Annotated in this window: 24 protein-coding genes; 12 read left to right on the forward strand and 12 right to left on the reverse strand. The window is 67.9% G+C overall.

Going from position 1 to position 24,182, the window contains the following annotated elements:
- Nucleotides 1-27: 27 nt before the first annotated feature.
- From C5B91_RS01795 to C5B91_RS01810, 4 genes are all read left to right on the forward strand, one after another.
- Entirely contained in the window at nucleotides 28-768 is a 741-nt protein-coding gene (locus C5B91_RS01795) for a Yip1 family protein (protein WP_115819015.1), read from the forward strand.
- Nucleotides 769-863: 95 nt separating this feature from the next.
- Nucleotides 864-1,451: a dCTP deaminase gene (gene dcd, locus C5B91_RS01800; RefSeq protein WP_004972933.1), complete on the forward strand. Its 588-nt coding sequence runs from the start codon at nucleotides 864-866 to the stop codon at nucleotides 1,449-1,451.
- Nucleotides 1,448-2,347 carry a thiamine-phosphate synthase family protein gene (locus C5B91_RS01805; protein ID WP_049968114.1) on the forward strand — a complete coding sequence of 300 codons (900 nt, stop codon included), beginning with the start codon at nucleotides 1,448-1,450 and terminating at the stop codon, nucleotides 2,345-2,347. Before dcd ends, C5B91_RS01805 begins: the two co-directional genes overlap by 4 nt.
- A 10-nt stretch (nucleotides 2,348-2,357) precedes the next feature.
- Nucleotides 2,358-3,065 (forward strand): class I SAM-dependent methyltransferase, encoded by a 708-nt coding sequence (locus tag C5B91_RS01810; protein ID WP_115819016.1) that lies wholly within the window; start codon nucleotides 2,358-2,360, stop codon nucleotides 3,063-3,065.
- Nucleotides 3,066-3,194: 129 nt separating this feature from the next.
- Here the strand turns inward: C5B91_RS01810 and C5B91_RS01815 are convergent, their stop codons facing one another.
- Nucleotides 3,195-4,118 carry a sulfide-dependent adenosine diphosphate thiazole synthase gene (locus C5B91_RS01815; protein WP_008092018.1) on the reverse strand — a complete coding sequence of 308 codons (924 nt, stop codon included), beginning with the start codon at nucleotides 4,116-4,118 and terminating at the stop codon, nucleotides 3,195-3,197.
- Between the two features lie 90 nt (nucleotides 4,119-4,208).
- On the opposite strand from C5B91_RS01815, the gene C5B91_RS01820 reads away from it, so the two are divergent.
- Nucleotides 4,209-5,705 (forward strand): 2-oxo acid dehydrogenase subunit E2, encoded by a 1,497-nt coding sequence (locus C5B91_RS01820; protein ID WP_115819017.1) that lies wholly within the window; start codon nucleotides 4,209-4,211, stop codon nucleotides 5,703-5,705.
- A gap of 7 nt (nucleotides 5,706-5,712) precedes the next feature.
- Here C5B91_RS01820 and C5B91_RS01825 read toward each other — a convergent pair whose 3' ends face one another.
- From C5B91_RS01825 to C5B91_RS01835, 3 genes are read right to left on the reverse strand one after another with little or no spacing between them, the layout of a single operon-like run.
- Nucleotides 5,713-6,723 (reverse strand): NAD(+)/NADH kinase, encoded by a 1,011-nt coding sequence (locus tag C5B91_RS01825; RefSeq protein WP_008092022.1) that lies wholly within the window; start codon nucleotides 6,721-6,723, stop codon nucleotides 5,713-5,715.
- Nucleotides 6,724-7,734, reverse strand: a complete 1,011-nt coding sequence (locus tag C5B91_RS01830) for an alpha-ketoacid dehydrogenase subunit beta (RefSeq protein ID WP_004044267.1) — start codon at nucleotides 7,732-7,734, stop codon at nucleotides 6,724-6,726.
- Nucleotides 7,731-8,765, reverse strand: coding sequence for a thiamine pyrophosphate-dependent dehydrogenase E1 component subunit alpha (locus C5B91_RS01835; protein ID WP_049913369.1), 1,035 nt, complete (start codon nucleotides 8,763-8,765; stop codon nucleotides 7,731-7,733). The genes C5B91_RS01830 and C5B91_RS01835 overlap by 4 nt, the downstream gene beginning before the upstream one ends.
- A gap of 249 nt (nucleotides 8,766-9,014) precedes the next feature.
- Between C5B91_RS01835 and C5B91_RS01840 the strand changes: the two genes are divergently transcribed.
- Nucleotides 9,015-9,995, forward strand: coding sequence for a glutathione S-transferase family protein (locus C5B91_RS01840; protein WP_115819018.1), 981 nt, complete (start codon nucleotides 9,015-9,017; stop codon nucleotides 9,993-9,995).
- Between the two features lie 118 nt (nucleotides 9,996-10,113).
- A complete protein-coding gene (locus C5B91_RS01845) occupies nucleotides 10,114-11,187 on the forward strand; it encodes a molybdopterin-dependent oxidoreductase (protein WP_049968116.1) in 1,074 nt (357 codons plus the stop codon).
- Between the two features lie 6 nt (nucleotides 11,188-11,193).
- Here the strand turns inward: C5B91_RS01845 and C5B91_RS22255 are convergent, their stop codons facing one another.
- The 6 genes from C5B91_RS22255 to aspS form a co-directional block, all read right to left on the reverse strand.
- Entirely contained in the window at nucleotides 11,194-11,343 is a 150-nt protein-coding gene (locus C5B91_RS22255) for a hypothetical protein (protein ID WP_181950692.1), read from the reverse strand.
- Between the two features lie 57 nt (nucleotides 11,344-11,400).
- On the reverse strand, nucleotides 11,401-11,901 hold the full coding sequence (locus tag C5B91_RS01850; RefSeq protein WP_199519507.1) for a hypothetical protein: 501 nt from the start codon (nucleotides 11,899-11,901) through the stop codon (nucleotides 11,401-11,403).
- Between the two features lie 45 nt (nucleotides 11,902-11,946).
- Nucleotides 11,947-12,702, reverse strand: coding sequence for a 4-phosphopantoate--beta-alanine ligase (locus tag C5B91_RS01855; protein WP_008092035.1), 756 nt, complete (start codon nucleotides 12,700-12,702; stop codon nucleotides 11,947-11,949).
- Nucleotides 12,703-12,799: 97 nt separating this feature from the next.
- Entirely contained in the window at nucleotides 12,800-13,636 is an 837-nt protein-coding gene (locus C5B91_RS01860; RefSeq protein WP_008092036.1) for a pantoate kinase, read from the reverse strand.
- 71 nt (nucleotides 13,637-13,707) lie between these two features.
- Nucleotides 13,708-14,148, reverse strand: coding sequence for an SHOCT domain-containing protein (locus tag C5B91_RS01865; protein WP_008092037.1), 441 nt, complete (start codon nucleotides 14,146-14,148; stop codon nucleotides 13,708-13,710).
- Nucleotides 14,149-14,432: 284 nt separating this feature from the next.
- Entirely contained in the window at nucleotides 14,433-15,737 is a 1,305-nt protein-coding gene (gene aspS, locus C5B91_RS01870) for an aspartate--tRNA(Asn) ligase (RefSeq protein WP_049968118.1), read from the reverse strand.
- 158 nt (nucleotides 15,738-15,895) lie between these two features.
- Here aspS and C5B91_RS01875 point away from each other — a divergent pair, with 158 nt between their 5' ends.
- Entirely contained in the window at nucleotides 15,896-16,480 is a 585-nt protein-coding gene (locus C5B91_RS01875; protein ID WP_049968119.1) for a cupin domain-containing protein, read from the forward strand.
- A gap of 75 nt (nucleotides 16,481-16,555) precedes the next feature.
- Nucleotides 16,556-17,314, forward strand: a complete 759-nt coding sequence (locus C5B91_RS01880) for a DUF4013 domain-containing protein (protein ID WP_115819019.1) — start codon at nucleotides 16,556-16,558, stop codon at nucleotides 17,312-17,314.
- Nucleotides 17,315-17,338: 24 nt separating this feature from the next.
- Here C5B91_RS01880 and C5B91_RS01885 read toward each other — a convergent pair whose 3' ends face one another.
- Nucleotides 17,339-18,061: a phosphoglycerol geranylgeranyltransferase gene (locus C5B91_RS01885; RefSeq protein ID WP_008092041.1), complete on the reverse strand. Its 723-nt coding sequence runs from the start codon at nucleotides 18,059-18,061 to the stop codon at nucleotides 17,339-17,341.
- Between the two features lie 105 nt (nucleotides 18,062-18,166).
- Between C5B91_RS01885 and C5B91_RS01890 the strand changes: the two genes are divergently transcribed.
- Nucleotides 18,167-19,171 carry a restriction endonuclease gene (locus C5B91_RS01890; protein WP_115819020.1) on the forward strand — a complete coding sequence of 335 codons (1,005 nt, stop codon included), beginning with the start codon at nucleotides 18,167-18,169 and terminating at the stop codon, nucleotides 19,169-19,171.
- On the opposite strand, the gene C5B91_RS01895 is transcribed toward C5B91_RS01890, so the two are convergent.
- Nucleotides 19,168-21,690: a DNA topoisomerase I gene (locus C5B91_RS01895; protein WP_049968122.1), complete on the reverse strand. Its 2,523-nt coding sequence runs from the start codon at nucleotides 21,688-21,690 to the stop codon at nucleotides 19,168-19,170. The genes C5B91_RS01890 and C5B91_RS01895 overlap by 4 nt on opposite strands.
- Nucleotides 21,691-21,937: 247 nt before the next feature.
- Between C5B91_RS01895 and C5B91_RS01900 the strand changes: the two genes are divergently transcribed.
- Both C5B91_RS01900 and C5B91_RS01905 read left to right on the forward strand, forming a co-directional pair.
- On the forward strand, nucleotides 21,938-23,365 hold the full coding sequence (locus C5B91_RS01900; protein ID WP_304999678.1) for an MATE family efflux transporter: 1,428 nt from the start codon (nucleotides 21,938-21,940) through the stop codon (nucleotides 23,363-23,365).
- A gap of 75 nt (nucleotides 23,366-23,440) precedes the next feature.
- On the forward strand, nucleotides 23,441-24,139 hold the full coding sequence (locus C5B91_RS01905) for a hypothetical protein (protein WP_049968123.1): 699 nt from the start codon (nucleotides 23,441-23,443) through the stop codon (nucleotides 24,137-24,139).
- The last annotated feature ends 43 nt before the right edge of the window (nucleotides 24,140-24,182 follow it).

Genomic DNA, 24,182 nt, shown 5'->3' on the forward strand with positions numbered 1-24,182 from the left:
TTCACCGACATCTCCGTGGTTCGACTGATGGCAGGTCCCCGAACGCCCCTCCTCAAGCCGCGCGAGTACTTCGCGTCGCGGACGCGACCGCTCGGCACCAAGCGGGCGCTCGCCGTCGTCGCGCTCGTGACGCTCGTCGTCGCGGCCGCCACCGGCGGCATCCTCGTCACGTTCACCCAACAGCTCGACCAGCAGGTCAGCGTCGACAATCCCGCGCACGCCCCCGAGTGGATGTGCGAAAACTACGAAGCGGGCGGTCCGTTCGCCGACATGGACGCGCCGGCGGGCTGTGACTCCTCGGTCCCCGAACAGCTCGACGAGCGCCTCGGCGACCTCGTCTGGGACGAAATCTCGTGGGTCCCGTGGGCGATGCTCGTCGGCGTGCCGCTGTTCTGGCTCTTCGAGGGGGCGATGCTCCACCTCGGCACGTCGCTCGTCGGCGGCGAGGGCGGCTTCGCCGAGTCCCTGACGGTCGCCGCGTGGGGCATGGCCCCGAGCGCGGCCCGCGCCGTCGCGCTCGCCGGCTACCTCGCCTACGCCCTCCCGCGAATCGACCTCCCGTCGACTCCCGAGGCCGCGGTCACCGCGATGCAGTCCGCGCTGTCCGGGTTCGGCCTCGTCAGCGGGGTCGTCGTGGTCGTCACGGTCGCGTGGGCGACGTACGTCCGGACCTACGGGATGGCCCGCGCCCGCGACCTTGACGTCGAGTCGGCCGCGGTCGTCACTGTCGGCCTGAGCCTCGTCGGCCTCCTGTTCGAACTCGTCTGAGCCGCGCCGAGCGGGGTGTCGTCTCCGCGCCGAGACGCGGCGGTGTCTCCCGTCGAAAGGTGGATTTACTTGTCCGCGACGCGCTCCCTTCGAGTATGATACTCTCCGACTCGGACATCCTCGCTCGCCTCGCCGAGGGTGACCTCGTGGTCGACCCGATAGACGACGTGGACATGCAGGTCCAGCCCGCGAGCGTCGACCTCCGCCTCGGCACCGAATTCCTGGAGTTCCAGCGCACGAACATCTCCTGTATCCACCCGAACCGAGAGCACGAAGTCTCCGAGTACGTCCGCGAGACGCACGTCCCGGAGGGCGACGACTTCATCCTCCACCCCGGCGACTTCGTCCTCGGCACGACCAAAGAGCGCGTGGCGATTCCGGACGACCTGCTGGCGACCGTCGAGGGGCGCTCTTCCCTCGGTCGCCTCGCGGTCGTCATCCACGCGACCGCCGGCATCGTCGACCCCGGCTACGAGGGCCAAATCACGCTCGAACTGTCGAACCTCGGCACCGCGCCGGTCGCGCTCACCCCCGGGATGCGCATCTCACAGCTCGTGTTCACGGAGATGAAGTCGCCCGCCGACCGCCCCTACGGGGTCGAACGCGGCTCGAAGTATCAGGGCCAGCGCGGGCCGCAGGCGTCGCGGCTCAGCTCGGACCCCGAGTTCGGTGGCGACGAATGAAGTTCATCGAAGAAATCGTCGTGGACGCGTTCCTCCCGACGTTCCGCGCGCTCCTCGCGGAGGACCTCCGCGACCGCGGGTTCACCCAGTCGGAGGTCGCCGAGGCGCTCGGCATCAGCCAGAGCGCCGTCTCGAAGTACGCCCACGGCGAGGTCGCCACGAACGAGCGGGTCGCCACCGACCCCCGCGTCGTCGACCTCGTCTCCCGCGTCGGCGACGGCCTCGCCACCGGCGACATGACGCCCGTGCAGGCGCTCGTCGAGGCCGAGGTCCTCATCCGCCAACTCGAAGAGGGCGACCTCCTGTCCGATCTCCACGAAGCGGAGATGCCCGAACTCGCCTCCCACGACGGCTTCCGGAGCATCCACGACCCCGAGGGTCGCCTCCGAACCGTCGAGCAGGTCCGCTCGTCGGTCCGCCGCGGCCTCCGCATGCTCACGAACACCTCCGGCTTCGCGGGGCTCATCCCGAACGTCGGCTCCAACCTCGTGGAGTCGCTCCCGGACGCCGACAGCGTCGACGACGTGGCCGCCATCCCCGGCCGCATCTTCGACGTGAAGGGGCAGGCGACCGTCCCCGGCGAACCCGAGTTCGGCGTCAGCGGCCACGTCGCGGGCGTCCTGCTTTCGGCTCGCGCCGCCGGTGCCGACGTGAACGCCGCGCTCAACATCGTCTACGACGCGGGCGTCATCGAGGACCTCGAAGCCGCGGGCTACGAGTGCATCGAGTTCGACCCGGACGCGCCGACCGACCCGGTCCGCGAACACCTCACCGGCCGCGACCTGCCGGAGACGTTCGTCGTCTACCAGAGCGGCGGCTACGGCATCGAACCCATCACGTACATCCTCGGCCCCGACGCGCCCGCCGTCGCCGACGTGGTCCGCGTCCTGCTCTGAGGTCCGTCCCATGACAGCCGAACAGTCCCGTTCCCCGTCGTCGGTCGCCCAGTCGTTCTACACCCGCTGGGCGACGCTGTACGACGCGCTCGCCCGCCGCGCGCCCGGCGTCGGGAGCGTCAGAACCGAAGCCGCCGACGCGCTCGCGCTCGACCCGGGCGAGACGGTCGTCGAGATGGGCTGCGGGACGGGCGCGAACCTTCCGTACCTCGCGGAGCGCGTCGGCCCCGAGGGAACCGTCGTCGGCGTCGATTTCTCTCCCGGCGTCCTCGACGTGGCCCGCGAGCGAACCCGCGAGTTCCCGCAGGTCCACCTCGTCCGCGCCGACGCGACCCGCCCGCCGATTCGACCGACCGACGCCGCCGGCGTCCCCCACGACCCGGACGCTCTCCTCGCCACCTTCGTCTCGGGGATGTTCGACGACTCCGCGGCCGTCGTCTCGTCGTGGGCGGACCTCGTCGGCTCCGGCGGGCGACTCTGTCTCGTGGACCTCGCGGAGACGACCGACCCGCGCTGGCGGCCGCTCAACCCGGTGTTTCGGGCGCTCGTCCGCGCCACCGCGCCGCCGGGGTCGCGCACCATGCGCGCCTCGCCGACGAAGCTGCTGAATCGGCGGCTCGTCGCGGCCCATCGGGCGCTCGAATCGCGGTGTCGGGTGTCCCACGAGACGACCCACGCCCTCGGCTTCGCGCGGGTTCGTGCGGGCGTCGTGGAGTGAGAAGCGTTCCGAGCGCCGCGCTGTCGTCACTTTCGGGGAGTCTGCGATACGTCGAAAACGGGTCGGGAGCGACCCGAAACAAGTGTCAGAGGCGTCGGGGGAACCGACAATCGGACCGTCGGGAGACGGTCAGTCGTCGGCCGGAGCGGGCCCGGAGATGCTCACTTCGGGCGCGTCGCGGCCGAGTTCGTCGAGACAGGACTGCGCCGCCTGTCGGCCGGACAGCAGCATGGCACCGAAGGTCGGCCCCATACGCGGCAGGTGGTGGGCGGTGGCGACGGCCATGCCGGAGGCGACGACGCCGGGGTGGACGACACCCGTCGCGTCGACGATGCTGTCTTCGCTCTCGGAGACCCACATCGAGTCGTGGCCGGGCGAGTCGTGGCCGGGCGCGCCGTACTCGCCGTCGGCGGTCTTGTCCATGCCCGTGTTGTGTTCCTTGGCGTGTTCGATGCCGTTCACGTCGAGGACGCCGCGCTCGGAGAGCTTCGAGAGGACGACCGCGTCGTGGCCCGTCGCGTCGAGCACGAGGTCGGACTCGACCGCGATGGGGTCGACGCAGGTGAGTTCCCGCGGGAGCGCGTGGACCGGCGTCCAGTTCATGACGATGCCGCCGACGCGGTCTTCCTCGCGGAGGACGACGTCGGTGAACTCCGTCATGTTCTGGATTTTCGCGCCGGCGTCGCAGGCGGCCTTGATGAGTGCGGAACAGGCGTGCGGGCCGTCGGCGACGTACAGCCCCTCGGCCTCGTCGCTCTCCTCGTAGGGGACGCCGAGCTCGTCGAGGACGCGCTGGGCCGGGTCGCGGACGGTCACCTTGTTCATGAGGAAGCCGCCCAGCCAGAAGCCGCCGCCGAGGTAGTTGTTCTTCTCCACGATGGTCACGTCGACGCCGCGCTCGGCGAGTTCCTTGGCCGCGACGAGCCCGGAGGGCCCGCCGCCCACGACGATGACTTCGGTGTCCGTGCGCTCGCGGAACTCCTCCATCCACGAGTCCGAAATCGCGCGTGTGACCTGTGCTTCTGTCGCGTCGGTGAATCCGTCGAACGACATATCACCTAGTGATACCACCTAGTAGTAAAAGCTGTTGACTGCGGCCGCGGCGACCTAGGTATATCATGTTCTATTGTGTATGTCACTACCATGGCGTACGTAGTCAAGATGCCCAAACTGGGGTTGGAGATGAAGTCAGGCGAGCTCTCGGCGTGGCTCGTCTCGGAGGGCGACGAGGTCACCGAGGGCGAGCCAATCGCCGAAATCGAGTCGGAGAAGACGACGGCGGAGATTGACGCCAAGGAAGACGGCGTCCTGCGGCGTGTCGTTCTCGCTGAGGGCGAGTCGACAGCGCCCGGCGGCGCGTTAGCCATCGTCGCCGGCGCGGACGAGGACATCTCCCAGTTGGAGGCGGACGCGGGCGTCGGTGAGGGCGGCGACGAATCCGCCGGGACCGACGACGCGGTGGCGGACTCGGGCGCGACCGAGACGACTGAGACGGCGGCGGCGACCGGCGACGCCTCGTCGGTCACGAAGCAAGGGTCGAGCGGGTCGGACGGGACGTCGGGGAACGGCGAGGTCCGCGCGTCGCCGCGTGCGAAGCGACTCGCGGACGACCTCGGTGTCGACCTCACGGCCGTCGAGGGCACCGGTCCGCAGGGGGCAATCACCGAGAGCGATGTGGAGGCCGCCGCGGACTCCGCGGCGCCCGCCGAGACCGACGACGCCGGAGCGACGGTCGCGGCGGCCGAAAAGCGCGTGTTCGCCCCGCCGAGCGCCCGTCGCCTCGCCCGCGAACTCGGCGTCGACATCGCAGCGGTCGAAGGCACGGGACAGAACGGCCGCATCACCGAGTCCGACGTGCGGGCGGCGGGCGGCGCGAGCGCGGCGGCAACCGACTCCGCGGCCGCCGGCGACGACGCGACCGACGCGACCGCCGCGAGCGAACCGGTCGAGACGGAGCGGCCGCTGTCGGGGATGCGCCGCACCATCGCCGACCGCCTCGGCGAGAGCTACCGCGAGGCGGTCCACGTCACGGTCGACCGGCGCGCCGACGCGGAGGAACTGCTCGCCGCGGCGAACGCCGCCGACGACGCCCTCGGCGTGGACGTGTCGATAACGGACGTGCTGCTGCTCGCGCTCTCGGCGTCGCTCGACGAACACCCCGCGTTCAACGCGACCTTCGAGGACGGCGTCCACAGGCTCCACGGGGAACACAACGTCTGCGTCGCGGTCGACATCGACGAGGGACTCATCGCACCGGTCGTCCGCGACGTGGCCTCGCTGTCGCTCGCCGAACTCGCCGAGACTCGCGCCGAGGTCACCCAGCGGGCGCTGTCGGGTGACTTCACGATGGACGACCTCTCCGGGGGCACGTTCACCGTCTCGAACCTCGGCGTCCTCGGCGTCGAGTCGTTCGACCCGGTCATCAACCCGCCGCAGGTCGCCATCCTCGGCGTCAACACGATTCGCCGGGAGGCCGTGCCGACCGACGACGGCGACGTGACCGTCCGGCGGGTCATCTCCTTTTCGCTGTCGTTCGACCACCGCATCGTCGACGGGGCGGACGCCGCCCGCATGCTCGGCACGCTCGTCGAACACGTCGAGAACCCGTGGTCGCTCGTCATCGCCGCCGGCGGGCGGTGAAAGAGGCTCACCCGAGCCTGAAGCGTCCCTCGTCGGCAGCCCGTTCGAGGACCGACTCGACGTCGACCAGTCGCGGGCCGTCGCTCACCGGACGGAGGCGGACGGTCCCGTCCCGAACCTCGTGTTCTCGCTCGCCGTCGACGCTTATGACCCCGCGGTCCACCTCGAACGCGTAGTCCTCACGGTCGTCGAGGACGCGGTGTTCGGCCACGTCGACCGTCGAGAGGGTTCCGGGGACGGTAATCGCCCTGACCGTCGTTGGGGCGGTCGCTTCGTTCTCGCCCGCACGGGCCAGTCGGAAGCCGACGCCGCCGGGGTCGTCCGGTCGGTGCGTAACGAGGCCGCCGGCGATGCCCGAGAGCCCGATTTCCGCGGGCGACGAGCGCGAGACGACGCCGCCGACGATGTCGCTCGGGTCGAGAATCGCCCGTGTACCGACGAAGGGTCGGTCGAGCACGCCGACGGTCGCGAGTCCGCGGATGACCGTCGTCTCTTCAGACCGGACGACGTCGACCTCGATGGTTCCGTGGCGCGTCGTCGCCTCCGCGGTGGGGACGGCCCCGCTTCCGACGAGGCCGGCGGCCGCGCCCGCAACGGTGCCGTCGACGGGCGTCGGGACGACGTTGTTCGTCCCCGTCGAGATGCTCACGACCGGCACGTCGCCGATGGTCTGGGCCACGTCTCGCGTCGTGCCGTCGCCGCCGAGGACGACGACGGCGTCGGCGTGGTCCGCGAAGTGGGCCGCGGCCGCTCGGCTGTCCCGTCCCGACGCGGTGACCGTCATGTCCACGAACTCGACGCCGAGGTCGTCGGGCGCGTCGTCGACGATGCGGTCGGCGAGCCCCGTGCTGTCGGGCATGACGAGCACCTCCACGTCGTCGACGAGCGTCAGTCCCGCGAGGACGCAGCCCGCGGTGCGGCGTTTCGCGTAGTTGTTACTGACGCTCGCGCCGCCGGTGAGTCTGCGGATGTCGCGGCCCGCGGCGGGGTTGACGACGAGCCCGATAGTGGTCGTCACTTACACGATGCGGTTGATTGCGGCCTCCACGTCGGAGCCGCTGGGGAGCACTTCCTCTTCGAGCGCGGGGCTGAAGGGGATGTGAACGTCGGCGACGCCGACCCGCTGGATGGGGGCGTCGAGGCTGTAGAACGCGTTTTCCATGACGCGCGTCGCCACCTCGGCGTGAGTTCCGTACGACAGCGGGCTCTCGTCGGCGATGACGAGGCGGCCGGTCTTTCCGACGCTCTCGACCAGCGTGTCGGTGTCCATCGGGTAGAGCGACCGGAGGTCGATGACCTCGACGCTCGTCTGGCCCGCGAGTTCCTCGGCGAGTTCGAGCGACTCGCCGACCATGCGTTGGGTGGCGACGACGGTCACGTCCTCGCCCTCGCGCTCGACGCTCGCGGTGCCGATTGGGATGGTGAAGTCCTCGTCGAGCGGTACCTCGCCTTTCTGTTCGTATATCTGCTTGTTCTCGAAGACGATGACTGGGTCGTCCGACCGGATGGCCGACTTCAACAGGCCCTTTGCGGACGCCGGCGTCGCGGGCGCGACGGCCATCACGCCCGGGAAGTGGGCAAACCACGTGTGAATCGTCCCGGAGTGCTGGCTGGCCGCGCCGCTCCCGCCGCCCTCGGTCGTTCTGACGGTGACGGGCATCTCCGTTTTACCGCCGAACATGTAGCGGTTCTTCGCCATCTGGTTGATTATCTGCTCGGAGCAGACGCCGATGAAGTCCGAGAACATGATTTCGACGACCGGCCGCGTCCCGGTCGCCGCCGCGCCGACCGCCGCGCCCATGAAGCCGGCCTCGCTGATGGGCGTGTCGCGGACGCGCGTCTCGCCGAACTGCTCGACGAGGTCGCCCGTGACCTCGTAGACGCCGCCGAACTTGCCGACGTCCTCGCCCATGACGAACACGTCGTCGTCGCGTTCGAGTTCCTCGCGGAGGGCGAGTCGAATCGCCTCGCGGATGGTCATCTCCTTCGTCTGGTCCGGGCCGGTTCCGCTGCTGGTCTCGGTGCTCATCGGTTCTCACCTCCGTCGGCCCGCATCCCGCTGGAGAAGTCGCTAATCTCCGGGACGGCCGCGTTGAACATGTCTTCGTACGCCTCGCTGGGGTCCGGGTACGCCGCCTCCTTCGCCTTCCCCACGGCGTCTTCGATCTGCTGGTGGATTTCGGCTTTCATCTCGTCGAACTCGGCTTCGGTAATCGCCCCCGCGTCCACGAGTCGTCGCTTGAACGACTCGATGGCGTCGCGGTCCTTCCAAATCGCCACGTCTTCTTCGGTCCGGTACGGCTGTTGGTCGCCCTCGAAGTGGCCGTGGTACCGATACGTCTCGGCCTCGATGAACGTCGGTCCCTCGCCGTCGGCGGCCCGCTTGCGCGCCTCCTTGACGGCCTCGTAGACCGCGGTGATGTCCATCCCGTCGACGGTGAAGCCGGGGATGTTGTACGCCTCCGCGGTCTCGCTGAGGTTCTGGACGTTGTGCTGTTTCTCGACGGGCGTCGCCTCGCCGTACTGGTTGTTCTCGACGAGGAACACCGCCGGGAGGCTCCACGTCGCCGCGAGGTTGATGGCCTCGTGGACCTGTCCCTGTGCGACCGCGCCGTCGCCGAAAAACGCCAGCGCGACGGTGTCTTCTCCTTTCAGGTGCGACGTGAGCGCGGCACCTGTCGCCAGTGGCGGCCCCGCGCCGACGATGCCGTTCGCCCCGAGCATCCCCGCGTCGACGTCCGCGATGTGCATCGACCCGCCTTTGCCGTTACAGTAGCCGTTGGCCTTCCCGAACAGTTCGGCCATCATCAGGTCCGGGTCGAGTCCCTTGGCAATACAGTGGCCGTGTCCCCTGTGGGTGCTCGTGATGTAGTCGTCCGATTCGAGGGCCGAACACGCGCCGACCCCGACCGCTTCTTCACCGACGTAGAGGTGGACGAACCCGGGGAGTTCGCCGTCGCTGAATAGGTCGGCCGCCTTCGTGTCGAACGCCCGTATCGTGAGCATCCGGCGAAGCGCCTCGCGCTGTCCATCCTCCGTCTCAATGTCTAGTACCACCATGTGACGTACCAACAATTGCCATAATCTATGATGACTTTTTCTCAAACTGACAGTCACCGGGTTAGTCGTGGGAAAGAGACTGTATAATCGAATTACACGGGGCTGTGTCGATTTTGACGACTTTCTTACACGAGGTGGCGCGCGCGTCTCTAGTCCCCCATCGCCGGCCGGTTACACCGATGTCGCCTCCCAACTTTTGGTGTTCACGTCCCAACGAACGGACATGCAAGCACTCCAGGTCGTGGTAGCATGAACATGCTCTACGAAGGCGAGTGGCGAACCGACAAGTTCGTCGCCAACAACGAAGACGGCGAGTTCGAGCGCCAGACGACCGACTTCCGCAACTGGGTCGGCGAGGACGAGCGGTTCCCGGTCGAGGCCGGGCGATACCACCTCTACATCTGCCGGGCGTGCCCGTGGGCACACCGCACCGCGATGACGCGCGCACTGAAGGGCCTCGAAGACGCGATTTCGCTGTCGCTCGTCGAACCCGTCCGCATCGACGACGGCTGGGAGTTCTCCGAGGACCTCCCGGACCCGCTGTACGGCGAGGAGTTCCTCCGCGACATCTACCTCCGCGCCGACGACGAGTTCACCGGACGCGTCACCGTGCCCGTGCTGTGGGACAAAGAGCGCGAGACCATCGTCAACAACGAGTCACGCGAAATCATGCGGATGCTCGACGAGGCGTTCGACCCCCTCGCCGAGCACGACGCGGACCTCAACCCCGACGGCTACGAGGAGGAGGTCGACCGCCTCATCGACGAGATTTACGAGCCGGTCAACAACGGCGTCTACCGCGCCGGATTCGCGACGACCCAAGAAGCCTACGAGGAGGCCGTCGAGGAACTGTTCGACGCGCTGGACCACTGGGACGAGGTCCTCGACGACCAGCGGTTCCTCGCCGGCGACGTGCTCACCGAGGCGGACATCGCGATGTTCGCGACGCTGATTCGCTTCGACCACGTCTACCACACGCACTTCAAATGTAACAAGAAGGCCATCCACGAGTACGACAACCTCTGGAACTACACGAAGGAACTCTACCAGCTTCCGGGGGTCGCAAAGACGGTCAACATGGACCACATCGTCCGGCACTACTTCGTCAGCCACGGCGACATCAACCCCAAGCGCATCTACGGCGTCGGTCCCGACCTCGACTTCGAGGCGGAACACGACCGCGACCGCCTCCCGGCGGACCTTCCCGCGGCGCTGACGGCCGACAACTGAGCCGTCGCTCGGTTTTCGCGCTCGTCTCCGTCTCCGTCTCCGTCTCCGTTTCGCACTCGGCTCCGTTCTCGCCGCCTCTCTCGACACCCTATTCCCGTTCGAAACGCTATCACTTCTCATGGCAAGCCGCGCGACCCGCGCGCTCCGGCGATTCGAACCGCCGCCGCGGGCGGTCGACTGGTCCATCTTCGCGCTCGTCGTCTTCGAGACGCTCTCGGGCGTGCTGAGCCTCGGGGCCGGCCATCCGGCCAACGGTCTCCTGTTCGTCGTCCACGGCGTCGCCGGCCTCTCGCTGGTCGCGCTCGTCGGCTTCAAACTCTATCGGGTCCGCCACCGCGTCATCGACTCGCGGCTCCGGGACCGCCACACAGCCGTCTCGATTCTCCTCGCGGTCGTCGCGCTCGCGGCACTCGGAACCGGCATCGCGTGGGTGCTCGGCGTCGAGGTCCGAATCGCCTTCTGGACGCTTCTCAACGTCCACATCGGCTTCGGCCTGCTCGTCATTCCAGTCCTTCTCGTCCACCTCCGGTCGCGCTTCCGCGCGCCCCGCGCGGTCGACTTCGCGGAGCGACGCCGGGCGCTCCAGTACGGCGCGATACTCGTCTTCGGCGCGGCGAGCTACCGGGCGACCGAGACGGTTGGGGCGCTCCGCGGCGTCGGTCGCCGATTCACCGGGTCGCGGCCGCTCCCGCCCGGCGAGGGCAACGACGCCTTTCCGGTGACGAGTTGGGTCGCCGACGACCCCGACCCCGTCGACCCCGACTCGTGGTCCCTTTCGGTCGCGGGGTTAGTTGACCGCCCCCTCGAACTCGACCGGGCGGACCTCGCGCCCGACGAGACGCGGTCGGTCCTCTTGGACTGCACGAGCGGGTGGTACACCGAGCAGAACTGGACCGGCGTGAGACTCGGCGACGCGCTCGATAGCGCCGGTGTTCACTCGTCAGCGCGGTGGGTGACGGTCCGGTCGGTGACGGGCTTTCGGTGGTCCTTCCCCATCGCGGAGGCTCGAGAGATGCTGTTGGCGACCCGGGTCGGCGGCGAACCGCTCTCGCACGGCCACGGCGCGCCGCTCCGACTGGTCGCGCCGAACCGACGCGGCTTCCAGTGGGTCAAGTGGGTCGATGCGGTCGAGGTGCGCCGGCGACGCGACCCGGCGCAGTGGCTCGCGGTGCTGGTGAGCGGATTCGGATAGCGGCGCTCACCACGGGAGAATCCACAGCACGTCGACGAGGCGGTCCAGAATCGTCTTCTCAGTCTCGTCGTCCTCGTCGGTCGCGTCGTCGGGCGACGCATCCTGTACGTTCGTCACCCCGACTTCGTCGGGTGCGCTCGAATCGGTGGAGGGCATGCTCGTCGCTATGCTTGTCAACGTGGAAATACTTTCTGTGGGCGGGGTCGCTGGTCATCACTCATCGCGGAATCCCGCGAGATGCTGTTTTCGTCCCGCGTCGGTGAACGCTCGTACAGTCGCGGCGCGCTCACCGTGAGTTCGCCACGCGACGAAGCCGGCACCGAGGAACAGGAGGCCGCCGCCGACGAGTAAGACCGGTTCCGCCCCGAGGACAAATCGCGTCGTCCCGTCGAACGTTTGGACCGTGGTGTAGAGTCCCGGGTCCCGGACGTAGTGGGACACGGCAACGAGCGAATAGCCGACTTTGACGACACCGACTACTACTGGGACGACTGCGGCGTACTTCCACCGGAGTGCGGCCAGCGCCCCGACGACACCGAGGCCCCCGAGTCGCGCTAGCAGGTTCTCCTCGTGGTTGAGTTGACCGTCCCATCCCGTCGTTATCGTCCCGTCGTATCCGGGTGCGACGTGGAGCAGTTCCTGGTGAATGCCGGCGACCACGGCTCCGAAGCCAGCGACTGCCATCACGACCACGAGAATTCGTTGACGGTCCATATCGACACGTCTCGTGTCACCCAGAAATAATCTTGCTCCCAGTTCTCACTCGTCGCTTCCGCTTCGAATCGCCTGCTCGGCGGCGTCGAGAGCAGCGTCGGCGTCGAACTCGGCGACGATGGCTTCCAGTTCCTCGCGCGTCGCACCGGCGTCCCGCAGGTCGCGGGCGTGAGCGGTGATGTTCGGCACGGCGCGCACGATGTTGTCCACGATGGGGACCGTGGCGACCTGCGCCGACCGCGACATCGGGTTGAGGTCGACGACGATTTCGACTTTATCCATCGCGCCGAGCGCCTCGGCCCGGTCGCCGTCCTCCAGCGGGACGACGACCACGTCGGCGCTCCCGATACCGTCGGCGTCGACTTTCGCGCGCTCGTGGTCGATGCCCGGAATCCGCCCGTCGGCGGTGAGTCCCTTCACCTCGTCCGCGCCGTGGTCGCGCAGGTGCTCGACGATGGCTCGCATGCGCTCGTCGGTTCGGTTGAACAGATTGACTTCGATGTCGGCGTCGACGGCCGCCGCGAGTTCGACGATTTCGCCGGGGCAGAGCGCCGCGACGTTCCCGTTGACCGAGATAACCGGCTGGTCGGCGCGTAGGAGGTGCGCCGCGGCCGCCCGCGCGGCCTCGTCCGCGCTCGGAATCGTCCGCTCGCCGAGGAGGTAATCGAACGCCTCGCCGCGCCCCTGCGCGATGAGTCCCTGCCGGCTCGTGATACCCTTCTCGACGCCCTCCTCGATGCGGTGGCGGGTGAGAAGCGACTGGTATCTCGGGTGGCTCTCGGGAATCTCGATGTCGCTCATTGGTGGTGGGTCGTCGCCGCGACAGTAACACGTTTTCTCATCGGGGCGGGCGGGATTCCGCAACGCCCCCGACCGCTCGGTGAGGCCTCGCGGCCGCCTACTCGCTCCGCAGCGTCGCGCCGGCGGGGTGGACGCGGCAGCGCTCTGGGTCGTAGCCGGCGTCCGACAGCCCCGTCCCGACCGCGAACACCGTCTCGCCGAGCATCGCCATCGAGCCGTCGCCACCGGCCGCGCGCACGTCGTCGATGGCGGTCTCCACCCGGCCGCCGGTCAGGAGGCCGGCGTCGCGGGCGAACCGCCGCGACTCGGCGACGAATCGGTCGAGCGTGGGCTCGGCGCGGAGTGCTTCGAGGGCCGTCTCCCCGGCGGCGGTGAGTGTGGTGGTGTCCCCGGACAGCACGTCGGCCGTCGAGAGCCCGCCGAACGCGACGTACTCGATTTCGGGGCGCGCGGGGACGCCGTCCATCCGGCCGTGGGCCGGCGCGCCGGGTTCGACCCGAACGGGCATCCCGCCGCGGGCCTGCGCGACCACGTCGCCGAGGCCGGTCCCCGCGCGGACCTCGGCCACGTGGGCGAGGGTGACGAGTTCGTTCTCCGACCGGCCGCAGGCGAACACCGCGTTCGCCGCGAGCGCCGTCCCGAGCGCCATCGCGCCCGAGACGCCGAAGCCCGCGCCGAGTGGGAGGTCGCTTTCCGCGTCGACGGTGGCCGTCACGCCGAGCGACCGAAGCACGTCCGCGACGGGCGGCATCTCGACCGCCTCGCCGTCGAGACTGACGGTGGTCTCCGGTGCCGGTTCGACCGTCACGGTGACGCCGTGGGAGAGTGTCAGCCCCGCGCCGCGGGAACCGGCGACCGCCGGGTCGTCGGCGGGGTGGGCGCTGAAAAAGCCCGTGACGTGGCCGGGCACGAACGCCGTCGCGTCGTCGCTCATCGGTCGTTCTACGACGGGGGTCGGTTAACGGTGTTGCGTTTCGTCGCGTCCGCGTTCATACCGAGTCTGACTCAGGAACGCTCGTATTCGGTCGCTTCGTCCTCACGGGTCGTTCGCCGCGATTCCGCCGTTTTGCGAGCGTCCGCGACCGTCTCCGTCTCCAACAGCCGCTCGACTTTCGCCTCGAACTCCTCTTCGGAGAGTTCGCCGGTCGCGTAGCGCCGCCGGAGCGTTTCGAGCGCGTCTTCGGTCTCGGTCGTCATCGACTCGGCCGCGTCGTCGCCGCGACGGGACTCGTAGATGCGAGCGAGGGCTATCGCGGCGGGGAGCACGCCCGCGAAGCCGACCGGGAAGACGACCCAGAACCACGACACTCCGAGCGCGAGTAGGCCGAATCCGACCAGAAAGATGAGCCCCATGACGACGCCGGCGACCAGTTCTTCGAGCGCCGAGTCCTCGTCGTCGCCCGCGTCGTCGATGGCGTCGTCGACGATTCGCTTCGGGTCGGTCATCGGTCTCCTCCGCGACGACGACGTTCGTGCATGGTGTTCTAACGTGTCCGGGAGATAACGACTGTTTCGCAAAAAATAGGTCGCGTCGATGGGTGCGTCTTCGCCCTTATGGCTCAGACGCTGGCGATCACGCGGGAACTCACTCGCAACGCTTCGCGTTGCTCCCTGTTCCCGCGCTCGTGTTGCGCCGTCGCCTCGGGCGACAGGCGCTGCCGGTCGCGCGGGAACACCGTCGGACTCACGTCGTTCGTCCGACGAGCACCCACTCGCAGAAACGCCTTCGTCTACGGACTCAGGCGTTGTCTGTCTCGTGGGAACAGCACCGCTTCCCGGATGTTCTCCAGTCCGAGCATCGTCATGATGAGTCGCTCGCCGCCGAGTCCGAAGCCGGCGTGCGGGGGCATGCCGTACTTGAACATCTTCGTGTAGTACTCGAACGCGTCGGGGTCGAGGCCCTGCTGTTCGAAGCCGGCGACGAGGTGGTCGAAGCGGTGTTCACGCTGCCCGCCCGAGACGAGCTCCATGCTCGGGTGCATCATGTCGAAGCCCGTCGAGAGCGTCTCGTCGTCGTCGTGGTCCTTGATGTAGAACGGCTTGATCTCGCTGGGCCAGTCGGTGATGAAGTAGTGCTCGCCGACGTCCTCGCCGAGCGCCTTCTCGCCCTCGGTGGGGAGGTCGTCGCCCCAGACGAGCTGCTCGTCGAGCTTGCCCGTGGCGTTGATGCGCTGGATGGCCTCCTCGTAGCTGAGCCGCGGGAACTCGCCGGACGGCGCTTCGAACTCGTCTTCGAGACCGAGCGCTTCGAGTTCGTCCTGGCAGTTCTCTTCGACGGCCTCGTAGCCGGCCTTGACGACGGCCTCGCACACGTCCATCGCCTCGGTGTGGTCGATGAACGCCGACTCGAAGTCGATGGAGGTCGCCTCGTTGAGGTGGCGGGGCGTGTTGTGCTCTTCGGCGCGGAAGATGGGGCCGACCTCGAAGACGCGTTCGAGTCCGGAGCCGACCATCAGCTGCTTGAACAGCTGCGGCGACTGGTTCATGAACGCTTCCTTGCCGAAGTAGGTGATGGGGAAGAGCTCGGTGCCGCCCTCGGTCCCCGTGGCGACGATTTTCGGCGTGTTGATCTCGGTGGCGCGGAGGTCGCGGAACTGCTCGCGGACGGCGCGCTGGACCTCGGCGCGAATCTCGAAGATAGCCTTGACTTCGTCCTTGCGGAGGTCGAGCGTGCGGTTGTCGAGGCGCGTCGAGAGTTCGGCGTCGACCTTGCCGGAGGGGTCGAGCGGGAGCTGCGCCTCCGCCTCGGCGATGACGTCGAGGCTCTCGGGCGTGACTTCGACGCCCGTCGGCGCGCGGGGCTCCTCTGCGACCTCGCCGGTCACGGAGATGACGCTCTCGCGGTGGACGCCGAGACCCGTCTCGACGAGGTCGTCGTCCATCTCGTCTTTCTCGAACTTGACCTGAATCTTGCCGGAGGTGTCCCGGAGAATCAGAAACGCGATGCCGCCGAGGTCACGAACTTCGTGGACCCAGCCGGCGACGGTGACCGTGTCACCGGGTTCGGCGTCGGCCGTGTACGTTCGGTTTCGCATACGACGTGGTTCCCGACCGTTCGTCTTAAACATCGTGTCTTCGCCTCGCTCGGACGCGTTCGAGTGTCGAACCCACCGAGAAGCGGGACGATACGAGGCACGCGTTGACGGGGTCTGTGGTACCGTGGTACTTAGTTCGCTGCGCGTGTCCACCCGGTATGGCTCCCGACTCACCGGACGCGCCGGCGGACGAACCGCGAACCGACGCGGACGCTTCCCCGGAGTCCGGCCCGGCACCCAACGCCGCCCGCGTCGCCGACCTCGACTGGTCCGAGAGCGAGCGGGGCGACCGATTCGCGTTCCGCCGGAAGCGACTCGCCGAACGCGCCGGCGGCCGCGACCTCGGCTGCTCGCTCTACGAGGTCCCGCCGGGGAGGCGCCCGTGGCCGACCCACTACCACGAAGGCAACGAAGAGGCGCTGTACGTGCTCTCCGGAACGGGCACGCTCCGGACACGAGAGGGCGCGGCCGACCTCGACCTCGAAGCGGATACCTACGTCGCACTCCCCGCCGGGGCCGACTACGCGAGACAAATCGAGAACGACGGCGACGAACCGCTCCGGTACCTCGCGCTCTCGACGATGAACCACCCCGACGTGACGGTCTATCCGGACTCCGGCAAAGTCGGAGTGTTCTGCGGTGCGCCGCCGGGCGGCGACGAGAACGCCCGGACGCTCAACGATTATTTCCCCCGAGACGCCGCCGTCGGCTACTGGGAGGGTGAGCCGACCGACGAGGAGTGACGTACCTCTCGCTTCGACTGCGACGCACCCGTCGCTGAGGTTTATATCCGAACCCGCGGCCACCTCGCCTCGGACATGGACGTTTCAGACCTCGAAGCCGCGTTCGCCCTCCCGCTCGCCGAAGACACCTCGTTCGACACGACGCTCGTCGGCGTCCTCGCGACGCTCGCGTCGTTCGTCACGCCCCTCGCGGGCGTTCTCCTTGCGGGCTACGTGGTCCGCCTCGTTCGCGCCGGCGACCGCGACGCGACCGCGCTCCCGTCGTTCGACGACTACACCGACATAGTCGCCGACGGCGCTCGTCTCTCGGCCGCGCTCGTCGCGTTCCAACTCCCCGCAATCGGCCTCGCGACCGTCGCCCTTCCGGGTTCCGGACCCTCGCTTGCGATGCTCACGTATGCGACCAATCCGGCGATACTCGGGCTCCTCGGCCTCTCCACGCTCGAAACCGTCGGTCTCGTCGCGGCCGGCCTCGCGGCACTGATGGGTTCGTATCTCTCGGTGGCCGCCACGGTCGCCATCGCCCGCGAGGGGTCGCTCGTCGCGGCAATTCCAGTCACGCGCGACCTCGCGTTCGACCGCTCGTTTATCGGCGTCGCCTCTGGCGTCGCGCTCGTCGGCTTCGTGGTCGGCCTGCTCGTCGCCCTCTGCGCCGCGGTGCCGGCCGTCGGTACCGCGCTCGCCGCGACCGCGTCGTTCTACTCTCTCGTCGCGTCGGCGACGCTCCTCGGTCGCGGCGCGCCGAACGCGTCGGTGCTCGACGTCGATGCGTCTCGGCAGTCACACGCTGGCGGCGTGAGCTCGGGGTCGGCCGAGTCGATGGAGTCGGCGTAGAAGAGGAACCCGCGCCCGTGGGGATTACTCCGCGACGAGTTCGGCCGTCGCGTCTTTCGCGCCCTCGACCGTCTCGCGCACCGCGTCGACGCCCTCGTCGTGCAGGAGGTTGCCGACGACGACCGCGTCCGCGTGCTGGCCCATCTCATAGGCGGTGTCGTAGTCGTGGATGCCGCCGCCGTAGAACAGCGTCGCCTCGTCGAGCGCGTCGTGCGCCGCGCCGACCTTCTCGGGGTCGCCGTAGGTGCCGGAGTACTCGACGTAGATGATCTTCTGGCCGAACATCTTCTCGGCGACGCGAGCGAACGAGGCCACGTCCTCGGCGGACTGGTCGGTGTCGGCGTCGGTGTACTCGGCGACCGACGACTCGGGGTTCAACACGATGTACGCCTCGGTGTGGGTGCGGTCCCAGTCGAGGCCGTCTTCGATGCGGACCCACTCCTTGTGCGCGCCGGTGATCCAAAACGAGTCGCTCGCGTTGAACACCGTCGGGATGAGGTAACCGTCCAGCGCGTCGTCGTCGATGACGACGCCGGGGTTCGACGGCTCCTGGTAGATTGGCACGTCGTACTTCGAGGTGGCCTCGATGACGCGTTCCATCTTCTCCTCTGTGATGTCGAGCGTGCCGCCGATTTCGAGGGCGTCGGTGCCCGTCTCACACACGTCTTCGAACGTCTCGCCGTCGACGAGGTCCTTGTCCGGGTCGATTTTGGTGATATGGTCCCAGTCTTCCCACGGATAGCTCATTGGTCGCTCTATGCTTGAGGGGGCGTAAAAAGCGTGCGGATGAAATGGGTCACACGCATAGTCGGGAGTGAATTTTAACCCACCTGTCACCAAATCCGGTGTACGATGGACGCTGCCGCCGCGACCGAATACGTCGAACACAGAGCGATGTCCCTGTCCGCGGCGGAGTTCGAACTACTCTGCGAGTCGGTGCTCACGGAGTCGCTTCCCCCGGCGCGGTTCTCGGTAACCGCTTTTCGACAGGACGGCGGCATCGACATCGACGGTCGCGTCAGTAATCCGCTTCTGGACGTTTCGCTCGGCGTTCAGGCGAAGCAGTACGACCCGAGCAACACGGTCGGTTCGCCCGCAATACAGCGATTTCAGGGCGCGCTAGCCGATACGGGATGCGACACCGGGACGGTCATCACGACGAGTTCGTTTACCACACCAGCCGCCGAAAGCGCCGAGCGGGCGGGTATCCACTTGGTGAACGGTTCCGCGCTGTTCGAGTCGATGGTCGACCTTCGCGTCGGCGTTCGGCGAGGCGGCGGACAGTTCGAACCCGACGAGGGTTTCTGGAACCTGTTCGGAGAGACCGACGAGACGAGCACGGTTCCGTCGAAACGAATTCCGCTCGCCAACTCGTTCGAAACCCTCGACGCTGTTCTCTCGGCTATCGGCGACACCCGCGGAACCAAAGACGACATTGTCGCGTCCGCGGGCGTATCGCCCCGCCACGCGGACCTGTACGCGGGTGCGGGCTGGATTCTCGGGTTCGTTCACCAAGAGTGGCCCGACGAGGAGACCCACAGACAGCGCCGCTGGTCGCTCACCCGAAGCGGCGCTCGGTACATCGCCTATCGAACAGCGGGCCTCAACGCCGAGGCCGAACCCCTCCTTCTCGACGGGATTCGAAACGCAGAGATAATCGAACGACTCGCACACCCGCTCTCGGAGTCGGAGTCGTTCGGACACAGCGAGCTCGTTGACTTCGTCGAATCCGAGTCAGAGCTATCGCGGAGTAGCGCGAAACGCCGGGCGAGTTCAGTCGGCGTTTGGCTCGCCCGACTCCCCGAAGTCTCGGTCGAAAACGGCCGGGGAAAACGATACGTTTGGAACGGGAATTAATCCGCCGCCGTCTGCCACTTCCGAACCGTATCCGCACCAACGCCTTCGACTTTCGCCGCGATGTCGTCGGGTTCGGACGCCTTCAGCGTCTTCACGTCCTCGATGCCGGCGTCTTTCAGCTTCTCGGCGGTCTTCGCGCCGATGCCGCTGATGCTCTCTAAGTCCGAGCCGCCCTCGCCGTTCTGCTGGGCCTGATACTCGCGGTAGTTGCAGATGGGACAGCCGAGCTCCCACGGCTCGCGGTCGCCTTCGTACGTAATCCGGAGCTCTGGCAGGTCGTGTTCCTCGCAGGACTCGTCTGTCACCTCGATGTCGCCGCGACGAGGCAGCGGCAACGAGTAGTCACAGTCGGGGTAGCGGGTACAGCCGACGAGCCGAGAGCCGGAGCGGAGGCGCTTGATAGCTAGCTCTCCCCCTTCTTCCTCACCGCACTCCGGACACGTCCCGATGACGAGGTCGTCTTCCTCGTCGGCCTCCTCGGCCTTACAGAGCGGACAGCCGTGGACGAACGTCTTGCGCCCGGCGAGCATCTTGATGTGGTGGAGGTCGTGTTCTTCGCAGGAGTCCTCCATGATGAGCGGCTTGCCCGTGGAGGGAAGCGGGAGCGTGTAGGTACAGTCGGGGTAGGAGTCACAGCCGATGAAGTACGAGCCGCGGCGGCTCTTTCTGACGACGAGGTCGCCGCCGCAGTCGGGGCAGGTGCCGACCGTCTTGTCGGCTTTCAGTGAGTCCTGCAGTTGCTTGCCGAGTTCCTCGCGGGACTCCATTAGCCCCTCGAACACGTCCTGGAGCATCTCTTTGGACTCCTCGGTCACGTCTTCGAGGGTGGCCTCGCCGCGGGCGATGGCCAGCATGTCGGATTCGAGTTGCGAGGTCATCTCCTCGCTGACGATGAGTTTCGCGAAGTCCTCGGAGGCCTCCACGACGGCCCGCGCGAGGCGTGTCGGCCGCGGTGGGTCGCTCTCGATGTAGCCGCGGTCGTAGAGCTTCTGAATCACGTCGTGGCGGGTCGCCTTCGTCCCGATGCCCATCTGTTCCATCGTCTCGATGAGCCGCGACTGGCCGTAGCGCCGCGGGGGCTGGGTCTGCTTGGCGTCGAGGTGCGTGTCGGACAGCACGAGCGACTCGCCTTCCTCGACGTCCGGCACGAACGACTCGCTGGAGTTGAAGTACGGGTAGACGTCGTGGTAGCCGGCTTCGAGCAGGCGCTTGCCGTTGGCCTTCAGCGAGAGCCCCTCGACCTCGGCGACGACGCGGAGGTGCTCCCAGACGGCGTCCTCGGCGACGGTTGCGAAGAAGCGCCGGACGACGAGTTCGTACACGTCCCACTCGTCTTCGGTGAGGTCGGACGCCGAGGGGAGTTCGCCGGTCGGGTGAATCGGCGGGTGGTCGGTCGTCTCGTTGTCGCCCTCGGTGGGCTCGATTTCCTCCTGTTCGAGGAGGGATTCGGCGTCCTCCTTGAACCGGCGGTCGCCCTCGAACGCGCCGAGCAGTTCGCGCGGGTCGAGGTCGTCGGGGTACACCGTGTTGTCGGTCCGCGGATAGGTGATGTAGCCGGCCGTGTAGAGGTCCTCGGCGATGCTCATCGCCCGCTGTGCGGAGTAGCCGATAGAGCCGGCGGCGCGGATGAACTGCGTGGTATTGAACGGTGCGGGCGGCGTGTCGGTTCGCGTGCGGCGATTGACCGACGCGACTTCTGCGGCCTCGACGCCGAGGAGCGTCTGGTAGGCCGACTCCGCGGACTCCTCGTCCCAGATGCGCTCGGCTTCGGTGCCGTCGTCGTCGAGGTAGAAGTACTGCGCCTCGAAGGACTCGGCGTCACCGTCGGCGTCCTTCGTCAGCTTGGAGAACAGCTCCCAGTAGTCCTCGGGGTCGAACGCCTCGATTTCGCGCTCGCGGTCGACGATGAGCTTCAGCGTCGGTCCCTGCACGCGGCCGACCGAGATGAAGTCGTTGCCGAGCTGGCGGGCCGAAAGCGAGAGGAAGCGCGTGAGCGCGGCCCCCCAGACGAGGTCGATAATCTGTCGGGCCTCGCCCGCGGCGGCGAGGTTGAAGTCGAGGTCGTCGGGATTATCGAACGCCTCGGTCACCTCGCGCTTCGTGATGGAGGAAAACCGCACGCGGTCGACGGGCACATCCTCGTTCACGTCGCGGACGAGCTCGTAGGCCTCTTTCCCGATGAGTTCGCCCTCACGGTCGTAGTCGGTCGCGATGGTGACCGTCCCCGCGCGGCGAGCGAGCCGGCGGAGCGCGGCGACGATGTTCTCCTGCGTGGGGTGTTTCTCGACGGGCGCGCCGATGAGCTCGACCGGCTCCACGTCGCGCCAGTCGTTGTACTCCGGCGGGAAGTCCACGCCGACGACGTGGCCCGACAGGCCGATACAACGCTTGCCGCCCCACTTGTAGACGTTCACGCCGTTCATTCGCTCCGCGGAGGCGGTCTCGCCGCTCAGGATGTCGGCGATGCGCCTCGCGGCGTTGTCCTTCTCGGTGATGATGAGTTCCGGACCCCTACTCATTGAGCGGCGATATGTCGGGGGTTGTCCTAAACCTTTCGTGCCGAATTCGGAGCGTAGCGGCCTCAACGCGCGCGGATACGAGCGTGCGGGTGAGCGCGCTTCGCGCGCGAAGGTGTGTGTCTGCCGACGGTCCACCACACGCTGCGTCTCCCGTCGGATTTCACCGACTCGCCTTGCCACCCGGCTCGACACCGAGCGCGCCCGCGACACCAGAAGCGTTGACATCCTCCCCGCCGAACCTGAGACCGTGTCGGGTGATTCGCGAATCGACATGACCGAGGGGCGAATCGCCCCCAAACTGCTCTCGCTCTCGTGGCCGCTCGTCGCGGGGAACCTCCTCCAGACGCTGTACAACCTCGCGGACGTGTTCTGGGTCGGCCGCGTCGGTGCGGACGCCGTCGCCGCCGTCTCGCTCATGTTCCCGACGAGCTGGATGTTCGTCTCGACTGCGATGGGCATCACCGCGGCGACCATCGCCCTCGTCTCGCAACACGTCGGCGCGGGCGAGGACCGCGAGGCCGACCGCGTCGTCGGCCAGACGGTGCTTCTCACCCTCGCCGTGTCGGTCGTCCTCGCCGTCGCCGGCTTCGCGTTCAGACATCCGCTTTTGGAACTCATCGGCGCGGAGGGAGCCGTCTTCACCGCGGCGCTCGCCTACATCGAAGTCATCTTCCTCTCGCTCCCGCTCACGTTCCTGTTTTTCGCGTTCCGGGCGGCGCTACAGGGCGCGGGCGACACGAAGACCGCGATGTGGCTCATGGTCGCCTCCGCCGGCCTCAACGTCGTCCTCGACCCGATTCTCATCATCGGCTGGGGCCCAATCGCGGGGATGGGAACCCGCGGCGCGGCGATTGCGACGCTCATCGCCCGACTGTTCGCGACGGCCGCCGGCGTCTACATCCTCCTGCGCGGCGACTGGGGAGTCAGACTCCGCCCCACCGACCTCCGCCCCGACCCGGAGCGCCTCAGAAAGCTGGTCGATATCGGCTCCCCGGCCACTCTCGATGGCTGGGCACGGAGCTTCTCTGCGGTCGTGATGGCCGCGTTCGTCGCCCGGTTCGGGCCGACCGCGACCGCGGCCTACGGTATCGGCGTCCGACTCATGTCTGTCTCGTGGACCGTCTCCGGCGCGGTCGGGCAGGCGACGGCGACCGGCGTCGGCCAGAACCTCGGCGCGCGGACGCCCGACCGGGCCGCCTCGGTCGCGTGGACCGCGATGGCGGGGACGATGGGGCTACTCTTCGCCGCCGCGGGGCTCGTGGTGGCCTTCCCGGCCGAGGCGATGCGTCTCTTTATCGACGAACAGCCGGTCATCGATGCGGGCGTGACGTTCCTCCGAATCGTCGCCCCGTCGTGGGCGTTCTTCGGCGGCGTGATGGTGATTCAGGGGGCGTTCCGCGGCGCGGGCATCACCAAGGCCGCAATGGCGCTGTCGTTCCTCTCGCGGTGGATTTTCCGCGTCCCGGTCGCCCTCGCGGTCGCGTTCGCGTGGACCGTCTCTCTCCCGGTCGTCGGCCCCGTCTCGGGACTCGCGTGGGGCGTCGAAGGCCTCTGGTGGGCGTACGTCGTCGGTGCCGTCGCCTCCTTTGCGGTCGCCGTCGCGTGGTTCCGGCTCGGCACGTGGCGCGAGGGCGTCCTCGACCGCGGGGCGACGCCGGCGGCGGGCGACGATTAATCTCGGCCACCTTCGACCCCTCCCGACTGACCTGACAGCAGAACGACTTTCCTCGACGGGTCGGAAGGGAGCGCCATGCGACAGCCCTCCACCGAACACCTTCGTCTCGGCCTCGCGGTCCTGCTGATTTTCACGCCGCTCTGGGGACCTGCGCTCGGGCTCACCGGACCGACGTACACCTACGAGTCAGCCGATATCGGGGTCGAGGACAACCGACTCGTCGTCCCCGACCGCGACGCTCGCTCGGAGTTGTGGCACGGCATCGACGGATTCGCCTGCTCGGTCGGGTCGTCGGTGACTCGCTACTGCGCGCTGGAGGCCGCAACCCTGAACGGGACGCTCGCGGTGGACCACCCGGACGTGAAATTCAGTTCGTCCGGGCATCTCGACGCCGACGAACCGTACCTCGCGTACTACGACGGCCGGGTCTTCGAGCGCGAATCGACGTGGGAGGACGGCCGGTACGTCCTCTCGACGGCGCGCGTCTCGGCCGCGGCGGCGCTGGATGGGGTCGCTCGACCTCCCGACCGGTACCCGACCGCGTGGACGGTTATCGAAGACGGGTCGGCGACGACGGACCGCGAACTCTGGTCTGCGGACGCGGGCGCGAGAGTGTTCGAGGTCGACGGCGACTACTTCCTCGTCTACCGGACCGGCGTGGAGCGTCCGCTTCCGTCTTCCCCGGCAACGGAGGAGGCGCTGACGTGGTTCGCGGTCGTCCTCGGGTCGGCGATGCTGTTCGGGCGCGACGATGATGACGATGACTGGTCGTAGCCACGCACGCCGACCCTAACAGGAAACGACCGCTCGTCGCGGA

This window comes from Haloferax sp. Atlit-10N (assembly GCF_003586325.1).
Lineage (GTDB): Archaea > Halobacteriota > Halobacteria > Halobacteriales > Haloferacaceae > Haloferax > Haloferax prahovense.

What these genes read in the sequence shown, in the direction of transcription:
- C5B91_RS01795 (WP_115819015.1), top strand. Translation starts at nt 28, where the DNA reads ATGGCAGGTCCCCGAACGCCCCTCCTCAAGCCGCGCGAGTACTTCGCG.
- dcd (WP_004972933.1), top strand. Translation starts at nt 864, where the DNA reads ATGATACTCTCCGACTCGGACATCCTCGCTCGCCTCGCCGAGGGTGAC.
- C5B91_RS01805 (WP_049968114.1), top strand. Translation starts at nt 1,448, where the DNA reads ATGAAGTTCATCGAAGAAATCGTCGTGGACGCGTTCCTCCCGACGTTC.
- C5B91_RS01810 (WP_115819016.1), top strand. Translation starts at nt 2,358, where the DNA reads ATGACAGCCGAACAGTCCCGTTCCCCGTCGTCGGTCGCCCAGTCGTTC.
- C5B91_RS01815 (WP_008092018.1), bottom strand. Translation starts at nt 4,118, where the DNA reads ATGTCGTTCGACGGATTCACCGACGCGACAGAAGCACAGGTCACACGC.
- C5B91_RS01820 (WP_115819017.1), top strand. Translation starts at nt 4,209, where the DNA reads ATGGCGTACGTAGTCAAGATGCCCAAACTGGGGTTGGAGATGAAGTCA.
- C5B91_RS01830 (WP_004044267.1), bottom strand. Translation starts at nt 7,734, where the DNA reads ATGAGCACCGAGACCAGCAGCGGAACCGGCCCGGACCAGACGAAGGAG.
- C5B91_RS01835 (WP_049913369.1), bottom strand. Translation starts at nt 8,765, where the DNA reads ATGGTGGTACTAGACATTGAGACGGAGGATGGACAGCGCGAGGCGCTT.
- C5B91_RS01840 (WP_115819018.1), top strand. Translation starts at nt 9,015, where the DNA reads ATGAACATGCTCTACGAAGGCGAGTGGCGAACCGACAAGTTCGTCGCC.
- C5B91_RS01845 (WP_049968116.1), top strand. Translation starts at nt 10,114, where the DNA reads ATGGCAAGCCGCGCGACCCGCGCGCTCCGGCGATTCGAACCGCCGCCG.
- C5B91_RS22255 (WP_181950692.1), bottom strand. Translation starts at nt 11,343, where the DNA reads ATGCCCTCCACCGATTCGAGCGCACCCGACGAAGTCGGGGTGACGAAC.
- C5B91_RS01850 (WP_199519507.1), bottom strand. Translation starts at nt 11,901, where the DNA reads ATGGACCGTCAACGAATTCTCGTGGTCGTGATGGCAGTCGCTGGCTTC.
- C5B91_RS01855 (WP_008092035.1), bottom strand. Translation starts at nt 12,702, where the DNA reads ATGAGCGACATCGAGATTCCCGAGAGCCACCCGAGATACCAGTCGCTT.
- C5B91_RS01860 (WP_008092036.1), bottom strand. Translation starts at nt 13,636, where the DNA reads ATGAGCGACGACGCGACGGCGTTCGTGCCCGGCCACGTCACGGGCTTT.
- C5B91_RS01865 (WP_008092037.1), bottom strand. Translation starts at nt 14,148, where the DNA reads ATGACCGACCCGAAGCGAATCGTCGACGACGCCATCGACGACGCGGGC.
- aspS (WP_049968118.1), bottom strand. Translation starts at nt 15,737, where the DNA reads ATGCGAAACCGAACGTACACGGCCGACGCCGAACCCGGTGACACGGTC.
- C5B91_RS01875 (WP_049968119.1), top strand. Translation starts at nt 15,896, where the DNA reads ATGGCTCCCGACTCACCGGACGCGCCGGCGGACGAACCGCGAACCGAC.
- C5B91_RS01880 (WP_115819019.1), top strand. Translation starts at nt 16,556, where the DNA reads ATGGACGTTTCAGACCTCGAAGCCGCGTTCGCCCTCCCGCTCGCCGAA.
- C5B91_RS01885 (WP_008092041.1), bottom strand. Translation starts at nt 18,061, where the DNA reads ATGAGCTATCCGTGGGAAGACTGGGACCATATCACCAAAATCGACCCG.
- C5B91_RS01890 (WP_115819020.1), top strand. Translation starts at nt 18,167, where the DNA reads ATGGACGCTGCCGCCGCGACCGAATACGTCGAACACAGAGCGATGTCC.
- C5B91_RS01895 (WP_049968122.1), bottom strand. Translation starts at nt 21,690, where the DNA reads ATGAGTAGGGGTCCGGAACTCATCATCACCGAGAAGGACAACGCCGCG.
- C5B91_RS01905 (WP_049968123.1), top strand. Translation starts at nt 23,441, where the DNA reads ATGCGACAGCCCTCCACCGAACACCTTCGTCTCGGCCTCGCGGTCCTG.